Source organism: Aeromonas sp. s6 (assembly GCF_040907815.1).
GTDB lineage: Bacteria > Pseudomonadota > Gammaproteobacteria > Enterobacterales > Aeromonadaceae > Aeromonas > Aeromonas caviae.
Genome location: NZ_JBFOCN010000061.1, coordinates 1 through 23,071 on the forward strand (window position 1 = coordinate 1; position 23,071 = coordinate 23,071).

Annotated in this window: 20 protein-coding genes and 2 tRNA genes; 8 read left to right on the forward strand and 14 right to left on the reverse strand. The window is 62.1% G+C overall.

Going from position 1 to position 23,071, the window contains the following annotated elements:
* Positions 1–19: 19 nt before the first annotated feature.
* From AB5Y50_RS09725 to AB5Y50_RS09745, 5 genes are all read right to left on the reverse strand, one after another.
* On the reverse strand, positions 20–1,633 hold the full coding sequence (locus AB5Y50_RS09725; RefSeq protein WP_010674210.1) for an IS1634-like element ISAs25 family transposase: 1,614 nt from the start codon (positions 1,631–1,633) through the stop codon (positions 20–22).
* 171 nt (positions 1,634–1,804) lie between these two features.
* The gene (gene thrC / locus AB5Y50_RS09730) at positions 1,805–3,079 is read right to left on the reverse strand and encodes a threonine synthase (RefSeq protein ID WP_049636630.1); all 1,275 of its coding nucleotides are present in this window, start codon (positions 3,077–3,079) and stop codon (positions 1,805–1,807) included.
* Positions 3,076–4,068: a homoserine kinase gene (gene thrB, locus AB5Y50_RS09735; protein ID WP_029314022.1), complete on the reverse strand. Its 993-nt coding sequence runs from the start codon at positions 4,066–4,068 to the stop codon at positions 3,076–3,078. Before thrB ends, thrC begins: the two co-directional genes overlap by 4 nt.
* Position 4,069: 1 nt before the next feature.
* Positions 4,070–6,529: a bifunctional aspartate kinase/homoserine dehydrogenase I gene (thrA, locus tag AB5Y50_RS09740; protein WP_223930673.1), complete on the reverse strand. Its 2,460-nt coding sequence runs from the start codon at positions 6,527–6,529 to the stop codon at positions 4,070–4,072.
* A gap of 259 nt (positions 6,530–6,788) precedes the next feature.
* The gene (locus tag AB5Y50_RS09745; RefSeq protein ID WP_039039357.1) at positions 6,789–7,496 is read right to left on the reverse strand and encodes a tRNA/rRNA methyltransferase; all 708 of its coding nucleotides are present in this window, start codon (positions 7,494–7,496) and stop codon (positions 6,789–6,791) included.
* 195 nt (positions 7,497–7,691) lie between these two features.
* Between AB5Y50_RS09745 and aceK the strand changes: the two genes are divergently transcribed.
* Positions 7,692–9,419, forward strand: a complete 1,728-nt coding sequence (aceK, locus tag AB5Y50_RS09750; protein ID WP_010673586.1) for a bifunctional isocitrate dehydrogenase kinase/phosphatase — start codon at positions 7,692–7,694, stop codon at positions 9,417–9,419.
* Between the two features lie 101 nt (positions 9,420–9,520).
* Here the strand turns inward: aceK and AB5Y50_RS09755 are convergent, their stop codons facing one another.
* Entirely contained in the window at positions 9,521–9,910 is a 390-nt protein-coding gene (locus AB5Y50_RS09755) for an META domain-containing protein (protein WP_039039356.1), read from the reverse strand.
* 166 nt (positions 9,911–10,076) lie between these two features.
* Between AB5Y50_RS09755 and AB5Y50_RS09760 the strand changes: the two genes are divergently transcribed.
* Complete coding sequence (locus AB5Y50_RS09760; RefSeq protein WP_039039355.1) at positions 10,077–10,553, forward strand: hypothetical protein; 477 nt, start codon at positions 10,077–10,079, stop codon at positions 10,551–10,553.
* 3 nt (positions 10,554–10,556) lie between these two features.
* On the opposite strand, the gene AB5Y50_RS09765 is transcribed toward AB5Y50_RS09760, so the two are convergent.
* On the reverse strand, positions 10,557–11,036 hold the full coding sequence (locus AB5Y50_RS09765) for a putative 4-hydroxy-4-methyl-2-oxoglutarate aldolase (protein WP_223931423.1): 480 nt from the start codon (positions 11,034–11,036) through the stop codon (positions 10,557–10,559).
* Between the two features lie 113 nt (positions 11,037–11,149).
* A complete protein-coding gene (locus AB5Y50_RS09770) occupies positions 11,150–11,542 on the reverse strand; it encodes a DUF3293 domain-containing protein (RefSeq protein ID WP_080988637.1) in 393 nt (130 codons plus the stop codon).
* Positions 11,543–11,927: 385 nt separating this feature from the next.
* Here AB5Y50_RS09770 and arcA point away from each other — a divergent pair, with 385 nt between their 5' ends.
* Positions 11,928–12,647: a two-component system response regulator ArcA gene (gene arcA, locus AB5Y50_RS09775; RefSeq protein ID WP_010673581.1), complete on the forward strand. Its 720-nt coding sequence runs from the start codon at positions 11,928–11,930 to the stop codon at positions 12,645–12,647.
* Between the two features lie 136 nt (positions 12,648–12,783).
* On the opposite strand, the gene AB5Y50_RS09780 is transcribed toward arcA, so the two are convergent.
* Together AB5Y50_RS09780 and AB5Y50_RS09785 are read right to left on the reverse strand one after the other, a co-directional pair.
* Positions 12,784–12,858, reverse strand: a tRNA-Gly gene (locus tag AB5Y50_RS09780).
* 94 nt (positions 12,859–12,952) lie between these two features.
* A tRNA-Gly gene (locus AB5Y50_RS09785) sits at positions 12,953–13,026 on the reverse strand.
* A 201-nt stretch (positions 13,027–13,227) separates the two neighbouring features.
* Between AB5Y50_RS09785 and cydD the strand changes: the two genes are divergently transcribed.
* From cydD to AB5Y50_RS09805, 4 genes are all read left to right on the forward strand, one after another.
* Positions 13,228–15,003 carry a cysteine/glutathione ABC transporter permease/ATP-binding protein CydD gene (gene cydD, locus AB5Y50_RS09790; protein ID WP_042864200.1) on the forward strand — a complete coding sequence of 592 codons (1,776 nt, stop codon included), beginning with the start codon at positions 13,228–13,230 and terminating at the stop codon, positions 15,001–15,003.
* On the forward strand, positions 14,996–16,741 hold the full coding sequence (cydC, locus tag AB5Y50_RS09795; RefSeq protein ID WP_182957638.1) for a cysteine/glutathione ABC transporter ATP-binding protein/permease CydC: 1,746 nt from the start codon (positions 14,996–14,998) through the stop codon (positions 16,739–16,741). Before cydD ends, cydC begins: the two co-directional genes overlap by 8 nt.
* Before the next feature lie 107 nt (positions 16,742–16,848).
* Positions 16,849–17,220 carry an Rcs stress response system protein RcsF gene (gene rcsF / locus AB5Y50_RS09800; protein WP_010673578.1) on the forward strand — a complete coding sequence of 124 codons (372 nt, stop codon included), beginning with the start codon at positions 16,849–16,851 and terminating at the stop codon, positions 17,218–17,220.
* Positions 17,221–17,228: 8 nt separating this feature from the next.
* Entirely contained in the window at positions 17,229–17,615 is a 387-nt protein-coding gene (locus AB5Y50_RS09805) for a DUF488 domain-containing protein (protein WP_104454513.1), read from the forward strand.
* A 71-nt stretch (positions 17,616–17,686) separates the two neighbouring features.
* Here the strand turns inward: AB5Y50_RS09805 and AB5Y50_RS09810 are convergent, their stop codons facing one another.
* Complete coding sequence (locus AB5Y50_RS09810) at positions 17,687–18,682, reverse strand: NAD-dependent epimerase/dehydratase family protein (protein WP_182957636.1); 996 nt, start codon at positions 18,680–18,682, stop codon at positions 17,687–17,689.
* A gap of 316 nt (positions 18,683–18,998) precedes the next feature.
* Between AB5Y50_RS09810 and tsaA the strand changes: the two genes are divergently transcribed.
* Positions 18,999–19,703, forward strand: coding sequence for a tRNA (N6-threonylcarbamoyladenosine(37)-N6)-methyltransferase TrmO (gene tsaA / locus AB5Y50_RS09815; RefSeq protein ID WP_041214760.1), 705 nt, complete (start codon positions 18,999–19,001; stop codon positions 19,701–19,703).
* Positions 19,704–19,773: 70 nt separating this feature from the next.
* On the opposite strand, the gene AB5Y50_RS09820 is transcribed toward tsaA, so the two are convergent.
* From AB5Y50_RS09820 to AB5Y50_RS09830, 3 genes are read right to left on the reverse strand one after another with little or no spacing between them, the layout of a single operon-like run.
* Positions 19,774–20,895: a beta-ketoacyl-ACP synthase III gene (locus tag AB5Y50_RS09820; protein WP_039039348.1), complete on the reverse strand. Its 1,122-nt coding sequence runs from the start codon at positions 20,893–20,895 to the stop codon at positions 19,774–19,776.
* Positions 20,896–20,950: 55 nt separating this feature from the next.
* A complete protein-coding gene (locus tag AB5Y50_RS09825; protein ID WP_223930551.1) occupies positions 20,951–22,114 on the reverse strand; it encodes a VWA domain-containing protein in 1,164 nt (387 codons plus the stop codon).
* Between the two features lie 3 nt (positions 22,115–22,117).
* A complete protein-coding gene (locus AB5Y50_RS09830; protein WP_043155832.1) occupies positions 22,118–22,960 on the reverse strand; it encodes a MoxR family ATPase in 843 nt (280 codons plus the stop codon).
* Positions 22,961–23,071 lie beyond the last annotated feature (111 nt).

The following is a 23,071-nucleotide window of genomic DNA, read 5'->3' on the forward strand; positions in this document are numbered from 1 at the left end:
CCGACATTCCGCACCTGATTTAGGAATAAATTTGCCGATAGCGCTCACCCAATACCTCCAAAATGATCTGCTGGTCTCCTGTTAGCTCCGTTACTTGTGGCGGAGCTTCTCCCAGTCGATATTCATGGATGCCACCAAAGCGCAAAAAGATCCAACGGGCCGTCGGCTGCTGGGTCGGTTTCTTTTTCATATCCGCCACACTGCGATTCTGCTCCACTAATCCCTGCCGGATCCGGTGCTCCAACGCTGCGTAAATCATCAGGCTACAGGTCATCACCATGAGCAACGCTTCAATCCGCTCCGGCTTTTTCAGGTACAGTGAGGAGGTTAAAAACTCCGGGCTCTTGAGAAAACGAAAGCCCCGTTCGACATTCTGCTGCGCTTTATAGGTGGCCAAAAGTTCGGCCATGGTCAGCGTATCGCTGTGGTCATTGGTCGCCAGGATGAACACCCCGGTCTGGTTGCGGGCCTCTTCAACGCAAGCCAGGCTAGTTGCCGCCAACCCAGTGATTTGAAACTGATGGCCAATTGGCTCTTCGCCACGCTTGGGTCTGCCACGTCCTGTATAAACGGGTTCACCTACCACTTCGGCATCCAGTTGCAGCAGCATCAAGCTGGCGGTAAAACAGCTCAACTCAGCTTGGGCATCCGCCTCACAAGCAAAGCGTCGGGCACACAATTTGGCGAAGGCTTTGAGCTCGCGGGTACTGTCTTTGAGCAGGTTTTTGGCCAATGTCTGCTGCTCGCGGTGGCTGGCTTGTTCGCTGCGCACCAGCAACCAACGTTGCGCGACCCCGGCATAATTCGCGTGTTGCCAACGGCCATGATAGCCATTGCCCAGAGCGGTCAGCGGTTGTGCACCTATGGTTGCCACGGCCTGCTTTGCCTCATTGAGAGTGACGGGCACCCGGGTCACAAATAGTTGCTGCTGTTGCGCCAGTAATTGCAAGGTATCGGCGCAGTACAGTGCGGCATCGCCGACCAGATAACGGCACTCCTGCGCGGCCTTGAGACTGCTCAAATGGCGACGAACGGTCTGGGCAAAGGCTTTGGTGTCATTACTATTGCCGCTCAGGGCCTGCATATAGACAGGTAGGCCGGCCTGATTTTCACAGATGAGCTCAAGGATCACTTGATTCAGCTCTGGCCGGTGATCACGACTATAACCACGCACCAGTTGCAGCTTACCGACCAGATCCCCATCGGCACAGTCATAGGCGCCATCGACGTGGAAGCTGGTAATATCGAGGTGCACTGCGGTGCTTTTGAGCCCCAGCCGCTCGACAACTTGCGCCGCCATCACCTGATACAAGGCGCTGACATCGGCCTCAAAGAGGGCATCGAGACAGCGACCGAGCACATCATCATTGAGGTCATCAGCACAGATCCCGGGGCCAATCAGGCGCTCAACCGGCTTGTTAGCAAAGAATTGCGGGAACATGTGCAGGGTGCTGCTGTGAAAGCCGAGGCCGTTCACTATCATGGCGACCAAGGCTTCACCATGTGAGACCTTGAAAGGCGGGGTTTTGGGGAGCAAGGCATCGATCATGCGGGCAATGCCCAGTTCCTGGCAGAGTGCGGCGACCAAACCAAGGTGATCGAGGTTACGGATCGAGATAGCGGGTGCGGCCATGATGATCTACCTGCAAAAGAGAGTAATAGATCAGAACGGCCGATCGCCGTCAAGCACTGAAAATAGCAAAATCAGGTGCGGAATGACGGTTATACCGGACATCAATACCGGACATAAAAAAATCCCCCGCTCTCGTGAAAAAGCGGGGGATCGTCAGCGTCTCATGACGGCTTAACCGAGCAGGAAGGCCTTGAGGCGGCCAAAGTCAGCGGGCAGATCGTGGGACAGGAGCGGCAGCGCGGCGTGCTTGGCGAGCGGGCCCGGCAGCGGCACATCCAGATTCAGGATCTCGTCCACCGACTCCTTGAACTTGGCCGGATGGGCGGTGCAGAGGAACACACCGACCTCGTCTTGCCCAAGCTGCTCGTTCAGCAGATCCCAGGCAATCGCCCCGTGGGGCTCGCACAGGTAATCCAGCTGATGCAGGCGTTTGAGCGCATCGCGAGTCTGGGCATCGTCACGCATCCCTGAGCCCAAGGTTTCCAGCGCCCAGCCCTTGCGACGGCACAGCTCTTCCACCCGCGGCCAGTTGTTGGGGCGGCTCACGTCCATGGCGTTCGACAGGGTCGCGACCGTCTGGTGCGGCTCCCACTGGCCGGTTTTCAGGTAGCGCGGCACGGTGTCGTTGGCGTTGGTGGCGGCGATAAAGCGCTTCACCGGCAGCCCCAGCGCCTTGGCGATGAGACCCGCGGTGAGGTTGCCAAAGTTGCCGGACGGCACGCTGATGACCGCCTTGGCGCGATCGGCTTTCGGCAACTGGGCCACGGCTTCGAAGTAGTAGCAAACCTGGGCCAGCAGGCGGCTGATGTTGATGGAGTTGGCGGAGTTGAGGCCGATGGCGGTCTTGAGCCCTTCATCGTCGAAGGCATCTTTGACCAGCGCCTGGCAGGCATCGAAGTCACCGTCGATGGCGAGGGTGCGGATGTTGCCGCCGAGGGTGCAGAAAAGCGCCTCCTGCAAGGGGCTTATCTTGCCCTTGGGGTAGAGGATCACCACTTCAATCCCCTCCAGGCCGTAGAAGGCGTGGGCCACGGCGGCGCCGGTGTCGCCCGAGGTGGCGGTGAGGATGGTGATCTTGTCATTGGTTCTGAACGCAGCCAGACACTGGGCCATGAAGCGGCCGCCGAAATCCTTGAACGCCAGGGTCGGGCCGTGGAACAGCTCGAGGGCATAGGTGCCATCTTTGAGCTTCACCAGGGGCGCCGGGAAGGTGAAAGCGGCGTCGATAAGCTCGCTCACCTTGGCAGCCGGTACTTCGTCACCCAGCAGGTGGCTCAGGATGCGGGCCGAGCGCTCGGCCAGCGGCAGATCCAGCAGGGCATCCACGTCGGCCAGCGGCTCCAGGGTCTCTGGGAAGAACAGCCCCTGCTCGCGGCCCAGACCCTGACGCACCGCCTGGGCGAAGCTCACCTGTTCACTCTTGTCCTTGATGTTGTAAAGATTCATAGCTCGCTTCCTGTTACCCGTGCCCCGGCCATGTCCAGTTTGCAGACCCGAGCAAATCCATCTTCATTGCGCACGAAGTGCGCTTCCATCCACTCTTTCATCCGTTCGGCCTGGGCCAGATCCTTCATCACCACGAACACGGTGGGACCGGACCCCGAGATGCCGGTGGCCAGCGCCCCGTTCTGGGCCCCCTGGGCCCGCACCTCGTTGAAACCTTCAATCAGGGCCGCGCGATAAGGCTCGGCGATCACGTCTTTCAGGACGCTGGCGGCCAGCCCTTCCTGGCGGCTGTAGCTGGCATGCACGAAGGCGGCCAGCCGGCGGCCATAGGTGAGGCAGTCCTGGCGGCGATACTGGGCCGGCAGGATGGCGCGGGCGGCGGCGGTGGAGACCACGGTGCCCGGGTAGCAGACCACCCAGTACCACTCGTCAAACACCGGGATGCCCTGGCTGATGACGCCCCCCTCCTCCAGCACCAGCTGCATGCCGCCCAGATAACAGGGCGCCACGTTGTCGTAATGGACGGAGCCGGAGATCTTGCCTTCCATCTCCCCCATCAACAGCAGCAGGTCGTGTTCATTCAGGGGCGCGCCGTGGAAGGCGTTGAGCCCTTCCAGCGCCGCCACCACGCTGCAGGCGCTCGATCCCAGGCCCGAGCCCACCGGCAGGTTCTTCTCTAGCACCATTTCCAGCGGCTTGAGACCAAGGCCGCGCTTCTCCAGCGCCTCGCCATAGGCGACCCAGCAGTCGTGGAGGATGTTCTTTTTCGGGTCGTCCGGCAACTTGTGGGCGTAACGGCCCACGGAAGAGAGAGCGAAAGGCACCTCTGCCGATTTGACCTGGACGCGGTCACCCAGCAGGGAGCCATCCACGGGGGCGAGCGCCGCCCCCAGGACGTCAAAGCCCACGCTCAGGTTGGCGCTGGAGGCCGGGGCATAGGCCACCACGCTGCCGCCGATTTCTACATTCGGGTTCATCTCTGAACTCATGTTACAGCTCCTGCTTCCAGTTCTGGGTGCGCAGCACATCGGCGAAGACACCGGCGGCGGTCACTTCGGTCCCTGCGCCATAGCCGCGCAGTACCAGGGGGATGGGCTGGTAATAGGTGGAGAAGAAGGCGAGCGCGTTCTCTCCGTCTTTTACCTTGAACAGGGGCTCGTCGCCACCCACCGCCTTGATGGCTACCTTGCACTTGCCACCCTCGATGGAGCCGACGTAACGCAGCACCTTGCCTTCACGCTGGGCCGCCGCGAACTGGTCGCGGAACCAGCCGTCGGCCTCGGGCAGGCGGGCCATGAAGGCTTCCACGTCGCCGCTCACGTCAAAGCCCGGCGGCAGTGCCTGCTCCACCTCCACATCGGAGAGCTCCAGCGCCATGCCGGCCTCGCGGGCCAGGATCAGAAGCTTGCGAGCCACGTCCATGCCGTTGAGATCGTCACGGGGATCCGGCTCGGTGAAGCCGTTGCCGCGGGCGATCTGGGTAGCCTCGGAGAAGGCCATCCCCTCGTCCAGCTTGCCGAAGATGAAGGAGAGCGACCCGGACAGGATGCCATCGAAGGCGCGCAGCTTGTCACCGGCCTTGATGAGGTTTTGCAGGTTCTCGATGACCGGCAGGCCCGCGCCCACGTTGGTCTCGTACAGGAACTTGCGGCGGGTCTGGCGGGCGGTGCGACGCAGCGCCTTGTAGTAATCGAGCGACCCGGTGTTGGCCTTCTTGTTCGGGGTGACCACGTGGAAACCGGCCCCCAGGAAGTCGGCGTACTGGACGGCCACGGCTTCGCTCGAGGTGCAGTCGACGATCACCGGGTTGATGAGGTGGCTCTCTTCCACCAGCTTCTTCACCGCCTCCAGGCTGAAACTGCCTTGTGCTTCCACCAACTGTTCACGCCAGTTGGCGAGGGCCAGGCCATCCTTGTTGACCGCCATCTGACGGCTGTTGGCGATGCCGACCACCCGCAGGCCGGTGCCCTGTTCGGCCAGTACCGGCTGCTGGCGGGCAATCTGATCCACCAGGGCTGCACCGACGCCGCCCACCCCGACCACGAAGAGATCGATGAACTGCTGGCTGCCAAAGAAGTTCTGGTGGCAGGCCTTGATGGCTTCCGCCACCTTGCCGGAGCGCACGACCGCGGAGATGGAGCGCTCGCTCGACCCTTGCGCGATGGCGACGATGTTGATGGAGGCCTGGGCCAGGGAGGTGAAGAAGCGCGCCGCCATCCCCTTGGAGGTGCGCATGCCGTCACCGATGAGGGAGATGATGGCCAGATCGGTCATGATCTCGAGCGGGTCCAGCAACTGGTTCTTGAACTCCAGCTCGAACTCGCGCTCCAGCACCTTGCGGGTCTTGTCGCTGTCGTAGCTGTGGATACAGAAGCTGACGCTGTACTCGGAGGACGACTGGGTGATCAGCACGATGCTGACCCCGGCGCGGGAGACGGCGGAGAAGATGCGACCGGCCATGCCCACCATGCCCTTCATGCCGGGACCGGAGACGTTGAACATGCACATGCCGGAGAGATCCGAGATGGCCTTCACCTTCAGATCGTCATCCCCCTGATCGACCCCGATGAGGGTACCCGGCCCCTGGGGGTTGAAGCTGTTCTTGATGAGGCAGGGAATGTGGAACTGGGCCACGGGGGCGATGGTCTTCGGGTGCAGCACCTTGGCACCGAAGTAGGAGAGCTCCATCGCCTCTTTATAGGAAAGGGTTTTGAGCAGGTAGGCATCCGGTACCAGGCGCGGGTCGCAGTTGTAGCAGCCCTCCACGTCGGTCCAGATCTCGCAGCACTCGGCATCGACGCAGGCGGCCAAGACGGCTGCGGAATAGTCGGAGCCGTTGCGGCCCAGCAGCACGGTCTCGCCCTTGTCGCTGCCACCGGTGAAGCCCGGCATCAGGTAGAGACAGTCAGAGCGCAGGCCCTTGGCGGCGAAGCGCACCCGGGAGGCCTCGATGTCCACATGGGCTTCGAGGTAGCCGCCATCGGTGACCAGCAACTGCTCGGGCACTATGATGTCCAGCTCAAGGCCGCGCACACGCAACAGCTCGTGCATGAAGGCGATGGAGAGGTTCTCGCCCCGGCTCAGGATGCGCGCCTGGACGTTGTCCGGGCACAGCCCCAGCAGACGGATGCCCTGCATCAGCCGCTCGACCTGATCCAGCTCGGCGGTGAGACGGGCCTGCAGCGCCTTGTCATCCAGCGCGGGATAGGCGGCTTTGAGCCCCGCCAGCAGGCGGGAGAAGATGCCGTTGATCTCGAACAGGGTACTGCTTGCATCCATGCCGCGACTGGTCTGTTCCACCAGGGCGACCAGGTGATTGGTCACCTTGGCCGGTGCCGACAGCACCAGGGCCACCTGGGATTGGCCGTGGGTATTCACCGCGATATCGGCAACCCGCAAGAAACGCTCTGCGTCGGCCAGTGACGACCCGCCAAATTTCAACACTCTCATCGCTATCTCCCTGTATTCCCTGCAAATTGATCTGCTAATTGGTCTAAAAACAATCCAACAAAAAAGCCCGTACTGGGTGGGTACGGGCCTTTTTCTGATTTCTGTGCTTGTTCGTCAGCGCATCAACCGGCCCCAGTGCCACCTGTGGTGGTACCGGTAATAATGGTGGTGGTGATGACGTTGGTGAATAGCTGCATGACGAACACTCTTGAACGAATCTGGTTGTTAGCAATACCGCGCCCGGCGAGGGGCTGTCAACCTAAACCTCCTTGCCAAACTTGCGGGCAAGGTCTTTGCAGAGCAGATGGAGCATATTGAGATCCCGCTGCGGCAGCATGGGCACTCGGTCCATCACCCATTGATGCAGTTTTTCATCCTGCGAAACTCCGAGTTCACCAAGCAATTCTGCTGTTTTTGATTTCAGCACGCGAACCTGCCCGGCACTCTCGAAATTTTCTGCTACGTCCTGCTCGTCGCTCACTTTCTGGTCATCGAGCAGCGGACTCAGCTCATAGGCATACAGCATGATCGCCTGACCCAGGTTCAGGGACGGGTATGAGACCTTGAGAGGCAGGTAGCTGATGAGATCCACCTGGGCGAGCTGTTCGTTGGAGAGTCCGGACTCCTCGCAGCCAAACACGATGGCCACCTTCTCGAGGGAGGGCTTGGCCCGGATCTGGTCGCGAATGTCCGCCGGGGTGAGGTAGTGCTGGTAGCGGCCGCGCTGCCGGGCGGTGGTGGCGACCACCAGATCCATGTCCGCCAGGGCCTCTTCCAGGGTGTCGAAGGCTTGCGCATCCGTCAGGATCTCCTGCGCCCCGTGGGCAACCCAGCTTGCCTCCTCCTCTTCGTGTACCCGGCTCCCCACCAGTCGCATGGCGTCGAAGCCCATGGTCTTCATGGCGCGAGCAGCAGCCCCCACGTTGGCGGCACGGGCTGGCGACACCAGCACAAAATAGAGTTTCATCGGGTTCTCTCCAGGATGAGGCCGACGCCGCGAACTGCGGCGAACCGTCGGCAAAACAGGGGCGCAATCTACCGTTTATCCCGAAATATTGCCACTTGAACAGATGTTTGGATGTTGCCATAGTGGCCTTGGACGCGAGTCCGCCGCCTCAGGGCACTGACGCCATGGGCCCGACAGATCACAAGGAAGAGAGAGATGCAGCAGCCATTGGAGCAGGCGGTCGCCGAGACGATCCTGCAACGTTTTGAGTCGTTTTACAGCCGCTTTCTCGAGATAACCCAGGGCAGCAAGAGCCGTTTCGAGAACAGCGACTGGCTGGGGGTGCAGCTCGCCGGTCGAGAGCGCATCCGCCTCTATGATCACCATGTCGGCGCCACCACGGCGCAGATCAAACAGATGATGGGGGAGCAGCTGCCGACCCAGGCCCTGCTCAAGCAGGTGAAAGGCGCCTTCAGCGATCTCCTGCCCCGCTGCGAGAACTTCGAGGTGGCTGAGTCCTTCTTCAATTCCGTCTATCGCCGCATCTTCCGCCATCGCAACATCCGCGACGAGAACCTTTATATCCACCCCTTCGTGAGCCGGGGCGACAAGCCTGACCTGGGATCCTTGCTGCGTATCTATCGCACCGATCTCTCCCACCTGCCCCAGACCCTGAGCCAGCTGCTCGGGGATTACAGCTTCACCCTCCCTTTCGAAGACAAGCAGCGGGACATCATGGACATCCACCGCCATCTGGCAGAGAGCGGCCCGGCCATCCTGCACGAGGAGCCCTTCGCCATCGAGCTGCTCAGGGAGGTGTTCTATCGCAACAAGGGAGCCTATCTGGTGGGGCTCATCCGGGTGAAGGGAGAAGTCTACCCCTTCATCCTGCCCTTGCTCAGCACCGGTCAGAGCATCTATGTGGACACCGTCATCTTCGAGCCGGAGCTTGCCTCCATCGTGTTCGGCTTCGCCCGCGCCTACTTCATGGTCTATGCCCCGGTGCCGGCGCTCTTTGTGGCCTTCCTTCGCCAGATCATGCCCCGCAAGCCGGACTATGAAATCTACAACGCCATCGGCTGCCAGAAACACGGCAAGACCGAGCTCTATCGCCACTACCAGCAGCACCTGGCCCAGAGCCGGGAGCAGTTCGTCATTGCGCCCGGCATCAAGGGGATGGTGATGAGCGTGTTCACCCTCCCCTCCTACGATGTGGTGTTCAAGGTGATAAAAGACGAGTTCACCCCGCCCAAGGAGGTGAGCCACGAGCAGGTGAAGGAGAAATACCGGCTGGTAAAACAGCACGATAGAGTGGGCCGCATGGCAGATACCCAGGAGTTCACCAACTTCGAATTTCCCCTCGATCGCATCTCGCCGGAGCTGTTGACCGAGCTCAAGGCGGTGGCGCCTTCTGCGCTTACCCTCACCGCCGACAAGCTGGTGATCAAACACCTCTACACCGAGCGCAAGATGATCCCCCTGAACCTCTATCTGGATCAGGCGGACGAACAGCAGACCCGCCTCGCCCTAGAGGAGTACGGCAACGCCATCCGCCAGCTCGCGGCGGCCAACATCTTCCCCGGCGACATGCTGTTCAAGAACTTCGGGGTGACTCGCCACGGCCGGGTGGTCTTCTACGACTACGACGAGATCTGCTATATGACGGAGTGCAACTTCCGCCAGATCCCGCCGCCCCGCTACCCGGAGGACGAGTGGAGCGCCGAACCCTGGTATTCGGTGGCACCCAACGACATCTTCCCGGAGGAGTTCGCCACCTTCCTGCTGCAAAAACCCCAGGTGCGGGAGATCATGATGCAGTTGCACAAGGAGCTCTTCGACGCCAACTACTGGAAGATGCTGCAGAGCAACATCAAGGAGGGGATGTTCGAGGATGTCTATCCCTACCGGCGCAAGAAGCGGTTTCGCTTCCAGCGAGGGGGATGACCCGACATCAGGCACAAAAAGGGACGCCATTGCGTCCCTTTTCACATTCTTCTGCACACTGGCGCAGGGTTGCCTGCGACAGCCTTTGACGAGATTCCGGCTTATTTCACGGCGTCAAAGGTCAGCAAGGTGGCCTTGTCGGCATCCTTGAGTACCAGCTGTTTGCCGCTGATCTGGAAGCTCGCCACCTTCTCCAGGGTCTGCAGGTAGTTCATCTCCTTGCCGGCCAGATCCCCCGCACACATCATGCGCGTCGAACCCATGGCGCCCAGCGTCAACACGCCGTCACCCTGCTCTGTGATGCCGCCAAAGTAGCGGTTGCAGCCGCCCTTGCCCGCCACCTTGTCACCGGCGACCTGCAGGGTGAAGGTATCACCGCTCGCCCCTTGCAGTTGCCAGGTCGATGCCTGCAATTGTGCCAGCGTGGAACCCGTAGTCATGGCGCAGCCTCCCAGGGCCAGAGCGGCCAGCAGGATCAGTTTGTTGTTCATCAGTTCACCTAGTGATGGAGCGTGTCGTAACGACACGGAGTGAGGGGCCTGTGTACCATGGCTGCGGCGTCAATCAAAACTCTTTTATTGTGATCGGGGTTCCCTTTACTCCCCGCTGGCATGTGCCATGCTTGTAGTCCTGTTCGGACCCAGGGAGGGGAAACGAATGGTCAAGTCTCTCGTCATCGCAATGGCATCCAGCCTCGTCTTTTCGGCTCAGGCCGCCGACTGGAGTTTTCTCCAGACCGAATCGGACAACCCGCTCTACGTCAAAAGCTATTCCGGCGTATTGCTCGGCAACCAGAGCCACCTTGGCGACAATTTCGACCTCTGGCTCATCAATACCGGCTATCAATACCCGCTTCAGGATGACATCAGCCTCTATATGGAGGCCGGCCCCGCCATCGGCCCCCAAAGTGGGCAGGCCGGGTTCAATATCAGCTCTGGGGTGCGCTATCGCCTCTCCCCGTCACTCAACATCGGCAGCCAGCTCAAGCAGCTGGAGGTGAGCAAGGCCAGCACTCTGGTTGAGCTCAACAGCAGCCTGCTGGTGACACCCTCCCTGGCCATCACAGCCAATTACGGACTCAGTGCCTTCAGCACGGAACACTTTCTCACTCTGGGCGTGGGCTTCAACTTCTGAGGTTCAGAGGAGCCTGGCGCCGCTCACCAGCACACCGTTGAGGTCGGCGTAGACATAGTCGCCGGGCGCTATGGTCACACCGGCAAAAGAGACCAAGGTGTCCAGCGTCCCCAGGCCCCGTTTTTCGGTCTTGACCGGACAGGGGGCCAGAGCCTTGACCCCCAGCGCCAGGGTCGCCAGCGTCCCCACATCCCGCACGGCCCCGTTGATGAGGATCCCCTCCCACCCCTGCTCCACCGCCTTGATGGCCAGCTGATCCCCGAGCAGCGCCCGACGCAGGGAGCCGCCCCCGTCGATCACCATCACCTTGCCATGGCCGGGACGATTGACCAGCTCACGCACCAGGCTGTTGTCTTCAAAGCAGGAGAGGGTCACGGCCTCGCCGTAAAACAGCGCCTTGCCGCCATAGTCGTGAAACAGGGGGTCAGCGATCCTAAGGGCATCGCCATGTTCATCGCAAAGGTCGGGCAGCAGGTCCAGCATGATCATCATCCTTCCATGGAGTGAAATGTGTCCGCTCATTCTTTCATCATGTCGGGGCGCTGACAATCCACCTGCCGGGTGCCCTGTCCGGATGGCGGGGGGCCATGTCAGCCCTAAGGCCTGAACCGCCAGCGGGACGCAAGCGCCCCCAGATGACAGGGCGTCCCTTCCAGCAACACGGGCACCAGCCAGAGCTCTCCTTCACGCACCCAATAGAGGGCATTCTGGCCAAATCGGGCGGCCAGCCGGATCGCCTCTGGCTGCGAAAGCGGCAACAACAGCGACGCCTCCTGCCAGCGCTCATCCTCATCGCTCCCCCAGACCTCTCCCATGACGGGACACTCGCCCATTTGCCGGACAAGGGCTCGCTGGCGACGGGCATTGCGGCGCAGCCCCACCCACCGGCTGGCCGGGTTCCAGGCCGTGACAATGGCATAGGCTGGGCAACTGGGAGGCGCAAAGGGGGCGATGAAGCACACTTTTCTGTAGTTTTCCCACAAAGTCATGTCAACCACATGTTACATCCCATTACATTTATTAAGGGCGAAAAAGCGGGTCAGCCCAAGTATGATGCAGCGAACTCGGGGATTGACTTATATCAAAGCTGAGTTAAAAAGTTGCTATCTGACGGCAAAGAGTGTTGTTATGCGCCTGTTAACTGATAAAATGCAGCAACTTTTGTAATGGACTACCTCTCCGGGCTTCTCTTGTTCAGACTTGTTGAGAGCCCATGTACGGCACAGGGATGCTTGCCGACATAGTTACCAAATTCGCGATGATTCGACCTGATATTCATACCCAGGATGACGTAATAAATTTTCAGGACCGGTCGGATAACGCCAAAGAGTGTTAAAATTTCGATAATTAACTGATAAGAATCTGGGAATACTCATGCAAACACCACATATTCTGATCGTCGAAGACGAGCTGGTCACCCGCAACACCCTCAAGAGCATCTTCGAAGCCGAAGGCTACATCGTGCTGGAAGCCAACAACGGTGACGAGATGCACCAGGCCCTGACCAGCCACACCATCAACCTGGTGATCATGGACATCAACCTGCCGGGCAAGAACGGCCTGCTGCTGGCGCGCGAGTTGCGTGAAGACGACAACATCGCCCTGATGTTCCTGACCGGTCGCGACAACGAAGTGGACAAGATCCTGGGGCTGGAGATCGGCGCAGATGACTACATCACCAAGCCGTTCAATCCCCGTGAACTGACCATCCGTGCCCGCAACCTGCTGAGCCGCACCATGAACGTGGCCGCCGGTGGCGAAGAGAAGAAGCTGGTAGAGCGTTATCTGTTCAATGGCTGGGCTCTGGACATCAACAGCCGCGCCCTGGTCAGCCCGGCAGGGGACATGTTCAAGCTGCCCCGCTCCGAGTTCCGTGCCATGCTGCATTTCTGCGAGAACCCGGGCCAGATCCAGACCCGTGCCGAGCTGCTCAAGAAGATGACGGGCCGCGAACTCAAGCCCCACGACCGCACCGTGGACGTGACCATCCGCCGTATTCGCAAGCACTTCGAGAGCGTGGGCGACACCCCTGAGATCATCGCCACCATCCATGGCGAAGGCTATCGCTTCTGCGGCGAGCTGGAGCAGGAGTAATTCTCCCACTCCCGAGTTGAAAAGGCGCCCTGTGGCGCCTTTTCCATGTCTGCAAGGCTCGCCCCAGGCAACTTGCCCCCTCAAAAAATGCACAACAAAAAGCCCACTCGCAGGAGTGGGCTTTTTGTGTGAAGACTGGAGCGGGCAGCGGGAATCGAACCCGCATCATCAGCTTGGAAGGCTGAGGTAATAGCCATTATACGATGCCCGCTAGGCATCAAAACGTGCTCGGTGTGATGGGGAATCCCCACGACAGACAGCCATCTGGCTGATATGGACAACGGCGCGTGCCGCTATCTGGAATGTGGAGCGGGTGATGGGAATCGAACCCACGTATGCAGCTTGGGAAGCTACCGTTCTACCATTGAACTACACCCGCGTCAGTGGCCTCTACTATATGCATTTTGCCGCCGAGCGCAATCACCGACCTCGCATTTTTTGCCATAAATCAAGCTGTTCGGCCAACTAATGAGCATGAAGCCGATTTTTCACACAATGATGTTCATCCGCCTGGTTCTGCAAGGTTGCCAAGCCGTGGGGGCGACGATAGTCTTGCGCCACTCGTTTGAGGAGGGTGGTAATGGACAAGAACAGACAGAAACATCTCTATGGCTGGTTGCGCAAACAATCGGGCCATGGTCGGCGCTGGATCGGCATCTCCATCGCCTTCGGGCTGGGTCAGGGCGTCCTGATGGTGATGCAGGCCTGGTTGCTGGCGACCCTGCTGCACGGTTTCATCATCGAAGGCTCCACGCCGGAGCACTCCGCCCCCCTCTTCATCAGTCTGTTGCTGGTGACCCTGACCAAGGCGGCCCTGGCCTATGGCCGCGAGGTGGCGAGTTTCAAGGCGGGCAGTGCGGTGCGCCAGGCCATCCGCGAGCTGGTGCTCACCCGCCTCGCCAGGCTCGGCCCCGCCTATATCCAGCGTCGCCCCGCCGGTAGCTGGGCCAGCCTGCTGCTCGAGCAGATCGAAGAGATGCAGGACTTCTTCTCCCGCTATCTGCCCCAGATGGCCATCGCCGTCTTTATTCCCCTGGTGATCCTGGTCTCCGTGTTCCCGGTCAACTGGGCGGCGGGCCTCATTCTGCTCGGCACGGCCCCCCTCATTCCTCTCTTCATGATCCTGGTAGGGGTGGGCGCCGCCGATGCCAACCGCCGCAACTTCCAGTCGCTGGCGCGCCTCTCAGGTCACTTCCTCGATCGCCTCAAGGGGCTGCGCACCCTGCAGCTTTTCATGCGCACCCGGGCGGAAGGGGAGGCCATCCGCGATGCATCGGAAGATTTTCGCGAGCGCACCATGGAGGTGCTGCGCCTCGCCTTCCTGAGCACGGCCGTGCTGGAGTTCTTCGCCGCCATCGCGGTGGCCCTGGTGGCCGTCTACTTCGGTTTCTCCTACATCGATCACCTCAACTTTGGCAGCTATGGCGTCAAGGTCACCCTCTTTACCGGCCTGTTCGTGCTCTTCCTCGCCCCCGAGTTCTACGCGCCGCTGCGGGAACTCGGTGCCCACTATCACGCCAAGGCACAGGCCATTGGCGCCGCCGAACAACTGCTGGAATTTCTCGAGGCCGACGTGAGCGAACCCGCCTCCGGGACGCTCCCCTTCCATGCGGATGGCCCCGTCAAGGTAGAAGCCCGCAGCCTGGAAGTGCTGAGCGCCGAGGGCAAGGTGCTGGTCGGTCCCCTCGATTTCACGTTGGAAGCCGGCACGCGCACCGCCCTGGTCGGCATCAGCGGCGCGGGCAAGAGCTCCCTGGTCAATGCCCTGCTCGGTTTTGCCCCCTATCGCGGTTCCCTGTGCGTCAACGGAGTGGAGCTTCGTACCCTGGACATCAGCCAGTGGCGCCAGCAGCTAGGCTGGCTCTCCCAGAATCCCCAACTCTTCCACAGCTCCCTGCGGGACAACCTGCTGCTGGCCAGACCATCCGCCAGCGACGCCGAGCTGGAAGCCGCGCTCAAGCGCGCCCAGGCCTGGGAGTTCGTCAACGAGAAAGGGCTGGACTATCGGGTCGGGGATCAGGCGGGCGGTCTCTCCGTCGGCCAGGCCCAGCGCATCGCCCTTGCCCGCACCCTGCTCAAGACGACCCAGATGATGGTGCTGGATGAACCCACTGCCAGCCTGGATCGCCATTCTGAGCGGGCCGTCATGAGCGCCCTCGAACAGGCCGCACAAGGTCAGACCCTGCTGATGATAACCCACCGCCTCGATCAGCTCAGCCAGATGGACAACATCCTGGTGCTGGCGCACGGCAAGCTGGTGGAGCAGGGACGTTTTGCCGCACTCGGCGAGGCCCAGGGCCCCTTCGCCCGCCTCCTGTCGCAATCCCAAGGTTTCGGAGACTCTCTCGATGACTGATCTATTGCCGTTCCTGCGCCTTTATCGCCAGCACTGGCTCAGCCTCTCCATCGGCCTGCTGCTGGCCCTGGTCACCCTGGTGGCCGGCATGGGCCTGCTCTCCCTCTCCGGCTGGTTCCTCTCCGCCGCCGCCGTCGCCGGGCTGGCGGTCGCCACCCGAGACACCTTCAACTACATGACCCCTGCGGGGGGCGTGCGTTTCTTCTCCATCGTGCGCACCGCCAGTCGCTGGGGCGAGCGGGTCGTGAGCCACGACGCCACCTTCCGGGTGCTGACCCGGCTGCGGGTCTGGTTCTGGCAAAAGCTCTCCCCTCTCTCCCCCGGCTCCCTTGCCGGTTTTCGCCAGGCTGACCTGCTCAACCGTCTGGTGGCCGACATCGACGCCATGGATCACGTCTATCTGCGCCTCATCACCCCCATTGGGGCGGCGCTGCTGAGCTGCGCCGGGCTGGTCTTCTTCCTCTCCTTCTTCGATGGTCGCCTGGCGCTGACGCTGGGAGCCATTCTGCTCTTTGGCATGCTGGCTTTGCCCCTGGTCTTCTATTTTGCCGGGCGCGCGCCGGGCCGCCAGCTCATCGCCGAGAAGTCCAACCTGCGTACCCGCATGGTGGACTATCTGGACGGCCAGGCCGAACTGCAGATGTTCGCCGCCGCTCCCGAGGCGCTCACCGGATTGCAGCAGGCGGAGCAGGCCCTGATCCGGGCCCAGGCCCGCATGGCCCGCGTCAGCGGCCTGGCCGCCTTCTCGGTGCAGTTGCTGAGCGGCTGGACTCTGACCCTGATGCTCTGGCTGGCCGGTCACGGCGTCGGTGGCAGTGCCCCTGACCCCATCACGGCACTCATGGTGTTCGCTACCCTGGCGAGCTTCGAGGCGCTGCTGCCGCTGGCCGGTGCCTTCCAGCACCTCTCCACCAGCCTCACCTCCGCCCGCCGTCTCAACGAGATCCTGCAAGAGGCCAAGGCGCCGGAGTGGGGCGCACAGCAAGCCCCCGCTGCCCGGGGTGCCGTGCACATAAGCGACCTGCATTTCACCTATCCAGGCCAGGATGCTCCCGTGCTGCAAGGGTGCACCCTGCAACTGCATGCCGGGGAGAAGCTGGCGCTGCTGGGGCAGACCGGCTGTGGCAAGTCCACCCTGATGGGGTTGCTGACCCGGGAATGGACGGCCCTATCGGGGGAGATCCTGCTCGATGGCAAGCCCCTCACCGATTACAGCGAAGAGGCGCTGCGCGCCTCCTGCTCCGTGGTGAGCCAGCGGGTCCACCTGTTTGCCGATACCCTGCGTGGCAACCTCACCCTGGCCGCCCCCGGAGCCAGCGATGAACGGCTCATCGAGGTGCTCACCCAGGTGGGGCTCGGGACTCTGCTGCGCGATGAGGGTGAGCAGGCCGAACAGGGACTGGATGCCTGGCTCGGGGATGGCGGGCGTCCGCTCTCCGGCGGGGAGCGCCGCCGCATCGGCATCGCCCGCGCCCTGCTCCACGATGCACCGCTCTGGCTGCTGGACGAGCCCACCGAAGGGCTCGACACCCAGACCGAACGGGAGATCATGGATCTGCTGCTGACCCTGGGGGCGGATCGCACCCTGCTGCTCATCTCCCACCGCCTGCTGGGGCTGGAACGGATGGACAGGGTAGCCCTGATGGAAGAGGGTCGCATCCGTCTGTGTGCCCCCCACCAGGAGCTGCTGGAAGATGATCACTACCGCAGCCTGCACCGGCGGCTGGCCCCCGCCTGATCCGGGATCGTCTCGCTACAATCCATTGATATGGCTAAAAATGGGGCTGGTCGCCATCGGCGACTGCCCCCTATAATGGCCCACTCGCCACCCAACAAGATGCCGATATGAAACGCCTGATCCTGATGATGCCCCTGATTGCCTCCGGTTGCGCCGACTTCGCCTTCAACAGCAATCTGGACAAGGAAAACTTCGACGAGTACTTCAAGCCGGGGAGCGTGCGGATCTACGAGCAGAGCGAGCTCGCCGACCTCAACTACCTCTACCTCGGCACCGTCGAGGGGGAATCCTGCCAGAGCGATGCCAACCAGGCGGTGCCCAATGCCGGTGAAGCCCGCACCCTGGCCCGCCGCCGCGTGGCGGACATGGGGGGCAACGGCGTCAGCTTCGACAAGTGCGCCGAGTTCAGCGACGTGCCCGGCTGCCTGAAGCAGGTGATCTGCTACGGTCAGGCGCTGAAAGTGGCCGAAGAGAAGTAAGTCCTGCCATGGCGATCGCCATCGTGCGACTCGGCAGCCCCCGCCTCGAGGATGAGGGACTTCGCATCGGCACCGTGCGTCGCCCCCCTCGCGGCGTGCCCAAAGCGGCGTTCGCCAGCCAGGATTGGTACGACGTCTGGTTCCCCAATCTGGCCCCCAGCGCCGAGACCATGAAACTCGGTCAGACTGCCGACACCCCGGCCCGGTGGACCGCCTTCTGCAAGCAGTACAAGGCCGAGATGGCCGCCCCGGCCGCGAGGCACGATCTGGCCCTGCTGGCTGCCCTCTCCCACACCACCCATTTCTCGGTGGGGTGCTACTGCGAACAGGAGTCCCGGTGCCATCGCAGTGTGCTGAGGACCCTGCTGGCCGACGCGGGGGCATTGCTGCGCTGAGCGCCCGTCATGGATGAACACCCCACATGAGAAGAGGGCACCCCGGGGTGCCCTCTTCTTTATGATGTCGGCTAGTACGCATTCGATGACAAAGAAACCTCCACTCGTCGTCGCAGGGCCTGTTCCTCGTCATGGGTCATGCCCGGCAGCGGCCCCCGGGGGTTGCTGGCAAGCCATACCACCAGATCGTCAACCGTCTCCTCCAGGGGGCGAAAGTTCAGCCCATGGACGATGGCGGCCTCAGCGCTGATGGTGCCATACCCAGCATACTCGGGCAGCTCGTTTGGCAGCAGCGTGGGATAGCTTTGCCAGGGCGCCACCCCTGCCGCCATCAGGTCACGCCAGGGAGCCCACTCGAGCTGCAAGGGGGTCGCTGGCGTCAGCCGGGCAGCGAGGCGCTCCACCCAGTCGTTCAGTGCGATGCCGGGCTTGATCAGGTTGAAGCACCCAGCGAGTCGCTGCTCGGCAGCCCGCAGCACGAACTCGGCGCAGTCGCGCACATCCAGGTATTGCAGCCTGTCCTCTCCCAGCCCCGGCAAGAGCCAGTGCCCGCCCCGCTGCACCCGCCTCACCCACCAGGCAAGACGAGCGGTCGGGTCAAAGGGGCCGCAGAGCACGCCGGGGCGCAGGGTGCACAGGCGATCTCCCCAGCGGGCGCGATACACCGACTCGCACAGCACCTTGAGGGGGCCGTAGTCGGTGAGCGCTCCTGCCATCTCGTGCAAGGGGGCCGACTCATCCATGCCGGGTTGGGAAAAATCGCGATAGACACTGATGGTGGAGATGAAGATGAGCCGATCACAGCGCCCCAGCAGAGCGTCAGAGAGTCCTTCGGCCTGTTCGGGGCGATAGCAGCAGGTGTCGATGACCAGATCCCAGTGCCGCCCCTCGCCCCGCAAGGGGGCCAGGTCCCCGTCTCTGTCCCCGTGAAGCTGGGTCAGCTCCCGCCAATCCGGGTGCTGGCGGTGGCCGCGATTGAACAGCGTCACCTCGTGCCCCCAATCCAGGGCCAGCGTGGTCAGGTGGCGACCCAGAAAGCCGGTGCCGCCGATAATCAACAATTTCATCCCTGTCTCTCCTCTATGGCGCCCTCTCCTTGCAGCCCCTCCACGGGCAGCCGAAACGGCCATGGCCTGGCATGGTGAGCACACGTCCCAGGCACGCCCTGATGCCGCCAGGCATATCGTCATGGTGCGGGCAGCAGGCTCCTTGCCCGCTCCCCCGCCACCCCTTTTGCCGCCCCACCCTACGCAAGTTGGCACCAGGACACAGCCCCCGGGCACCGGGTCTGGGATCGGGATCACAGGGGCTGCGTCCTGGTGCTCCCCCTGCGTTTTCGGCGTGCCTGTGCTACATTGCCCGGGTTTTCAGCCAGGATCCGCCATGAAGTTCGATATCGATACCCTAGGGATCATCCGCTCTCCCTACAAGGAGAAGTTCGCCATACCCCGCCAGCCCGGTCTGGTCAGCGCGGCTCGCGCACGCCTCGAACTGCTTCCTCCCTATGATCAGCCCGATGTGCTGCGCGGCATCGAGCAATTCTCCCATCTCTGGATCAGCTTCGTGTTTCACCAGACCATGGATCAGGGCTGGCACCCGACGGTGCGCCCGCCGCGCCTCGGCGGCAACGAGCGGGTCGGGGTCTTTGCCACCCGCTCCACCTTCCGCCCCAACCCCCTTGGCCTCTCCGTGGTCGAACTGCACGGGGTGGGACGTGAACGCGGCAAGCTCTGGCTCGAGCTGGGCGCCGTGGACTTGCTCGACGGCACCCCCGTCGTCGACATCAAGCCCTATGTCCCCTATGCCGACAGCCTGCCCCACGCCCGTGGCGGTTTCGCCCCCGATGCCCCCACCCCGCCGCTGGCGGTGAGCTTCAGCGCACAGGCCGAGCAGCAGCTCGCCCCCTGGCTCAAGGCCCACCCGGAGCTGCGTGAACTGGTGAGGGAGGTGCTGGCCCAGGATCCCCGCCCTGCTTACAAGAAGGGCAAGCCGGATGACAAGGTGTACGGTGTCAGATTGTTCGATGTGAACGTGCGATTTCAGATAAAAGAACCGCAATGTCAGGTACTGGCCATCGAACCCGCTTGAAAAAAGCCTCTCGGGCAGCATGAAAAAAGCCACCCTCCCGGGTGGCTTTTTTATGGGCAAAACAGGGTGCTCAGCGCCGCTGCAGCAGCAGGCTGCCGATGGAGTAACCGGCGCCAAAGGAGCAGAGCACCCCGCGAGCCCCGCTTGGCAGATCCTGGTTGAAGAGGTGGAAGGCGATGATGGAACCCGCCGAGCTGGTGTTGCCGTAGCGGTCGAGGATGACAGGCGCCTCCTGCTGGCTGGCGTCATGGCCCAGCAACTTGCGACCGATGAACTGGTTCATGGTGAGGTTGGCCTGATGAAGCCAGAGCCGGCTCAAGCCATCGGCCGCCCATCCCTGCTCCGCCAGCTGGGAGGCTATCTGATCGCACACCAGGGGCAGCACCTCCTTGAACACCTTGCGCCCCTGCTGGCGAAACAGCTTGTCGTCGCCGTAGCGGGTGCGCGGGCTGAGCCGGTTCAGGAAGCCGAAGTTGTTGCGGATGTTGTTGGAGTACTGGGTCACCAGCTTGCTGGCCACCAGTTGCCAGGGGTTGGCAACCTGGCAATCGGCCTCCCGTTCCAGCAGCACGGCGGTACAGGCGTCACCGAAGATGAAGTGACTGTCCCGATCGCGGAAGTTGAGGTGACCCGAGCAGATCTCCGGATTGACCACCAGCGCCAGCCGGGCGGTGCCTGCCGCCAGCATGTCTGCGGCGGTCTTGATCCCGAAGGTGGCGGAAGAGCAGGCCACGTTCATGTCGAACGCCAGGCCGCTGGCGCCGAGATAGTGCTGCAATTCGATGGCCAGCGCCGGGTAGGGGCGCGGCATGTTGGAGGCGGCGACGATGACAAGATCGATCTCCCCCGGTTCACGACCGGCGGCGATCAGCGCCTGCTCGGCGGCCGCCACCGCCATCTCCACCATGATGGAGGGCTGATCGTCCGGGCGCTCCGCCATGAGCGGCTGCATGATGTCGGGATCAAGCACCCCCTCGCTGCTCACCAGATAGCGGCTCTTGATGCCGGAGGCCTTCTCGATGAACTCGCAGCTCGAGTGCTGTTTGGCAGGCAGCTGCCCTGCATCGATGGCGGAGGCGTTCTCCTCGTTGTAGAGATCCACGTACTGGTTGAAGGCCGCCACCAGCGCTTCATTGCTGACGGCAAAGGGAGGGGTATAGAGGCCTGAGCCACTGATTACGATAGAGGTCATCTTTGCTCCTGGCCGGGTGCAATCCCGGCTTGTCTGTTTTTTAGGGTTCAGAGGGTCACAGCTGGTCGATGGCCGCAGCCAGACCCGCCAGGGTCAGCGGGTGCATACGCCCGCCGATCAATTCGTTCATCAACTTGATGGAGGGGTGCCACAGCCACTCCTGCCTTGGCAGCGGATTGACCCACACCATCTTGGGAAAATGTTGTTGCAGGCGCCCGAGCCACACCTGGCCGGGCTCCTCGTTCCAGTACTCTACGCTGCCACCTGGCCAGGTGATTTCATAGGGGCCCATCTTCGCATCCCCCACCACCATCACCCTGTAGTCGCTGCCGTAGGTACGCAGCAGCCGCAGGGTATCGAGCCGATCATCAAGGCGCCTGGCATTGTCCTGCCAGACGAAGTCGTAGAGGCAGTTGTGAAAATAGAAGAACACCAGGTGCTTGAACTCGTGGCGCAGGGCCGAAAAGAGGCGCTGCACCTCGGCCACATGGGCATCCATGGAGCCCCCCACGTCGAAGAAGACCAGCAGTTTGACCCCGTTGTGTCGCTCGGGTCTGAGCTTCACATCGAGCCAACCTTGCCTGGCCGAGCTTTGGATGGTGTCGTCGAGATCCAGCTCGTCGGGATTGCCCCGGCGCACCCAGCGCCTGAGCTTGCGCAGGGCGAGCTGGATGGCGCGCTGCCCCAGGGGCGAGTCGTCACTGAAGTTACGAAAGTGGCGCGCTTCCCACACCTTGGTCGCCCGCCCGTGCTGGCCCTCTCCCCCCATGCGGATCCCTTCCGGGTGATAGCCGCCGTGACCGAACGGGCTGCTGCCCCCGGTGCCGACCCACTTGTTGCCGCCGGCGTGACGCTCCTTCTGCTCGCTTAGCCGCTGATTGAGGGTCTCCAGCAGCTTGTCCAGCCCGCCAAGGGATTGGAGCAACGCCTTCTCCTCCGGGCTTAACAGTCGCTCGAACTCCTTGCGCAGCCACTCCTCGGGCAGGCTCTCCGGCAACAGGGGGATGGCGGCCAACCCCTCGTAATACTCGGCGAAGGCGCGATCGAAGCGATCATAGTGCGCCTCGTCTTTCACCAGCAGGCAGCGGGATAGCTGGTAGAACTCGTCCATGTCGAGGCTGGCCAGTCTGGCTGCCAGCGCCGCGTGCAAGTCCAGCAATTCGCGCAGGCTGCAGGGGAGCTTGTGACGGCGCAGATGGTTAAAAAAGTCGATCAGCATGGGTCAGCTGCCGCGTCTGGCCAGAAAAGCGAGCTTCTCAAACAGATGCAGGTCCTGCTCGGTCTTGAGCAGGGCGCCGTAGAGGGCAGGCACCAGTTTGCCCGGCTCGCGGGTGCGCATCGCCTCGGGGGCGATATCGTCGGCCAAAAGCAGCCGGATCCAGTCCAGCAGCTCCGAGGTGGACGGCTTCTTGCGCAGCCCCTCTACCTCGCGCAGCTCGAAGAAGAGCTCCATCGCCTCACCGAGCAGGCTCTCCTTGAGGTTTGGGTAGTGGAGCTTGACGATGGCCTGCATCTCGGCCTTGTCGGGGAAGCGAATGTAGTGGAAGAAGCAGCGGCGCAGGAAGGCATCCGGCAACTCCTTCTCGTTGTTGGAGGTGATGATGACCACCGGCCGCTGGCGGGCCTTGACTCGCTCGCCGGTCTCGTAGACATCGAACTCCATCCGATCCAGCTCCAGCAGCAGATCGTTGGGAAACTCGATGTCCGCCTTGTCGATTTCATCTATGAGCAGCACTGGCCGCTGCTCTGCGCTGAAGGCCTGCCACAGCTTGCCCCGGCGGATGTAGTGGCCTATCTGCCCTACCCTGGGGTCACCGAGCTGGGAGTCTCGCAGCCGGGCGACGGCATCGTATTCGTAGAGCCCCTGCTGAGCCTTGGTGGTGGACTTGATGTGCCAGCTGATGAGCTCGGCGCCCAGGGACTCGGCCACCGCCTCCGCCAGCACTGTCTTGCCCGTACCGGGCTCACCCTTGATGAGCAGCGGCTTCTCCAGCACGATGGCGGCATCGACGGCCATCTTCAGTGCCTGTGATGCGAGATAGCGGTCGCTTCCTGCAAATCCCATGAGATCCCTTCCATTGGATGCCCAGGCAGCGGGAGCCCCCTCGGCAAGAGAGAATAAGTTCTATATGTTGTAATAACATATTGTTATAACGATTCGTCACTTCTCATTCAG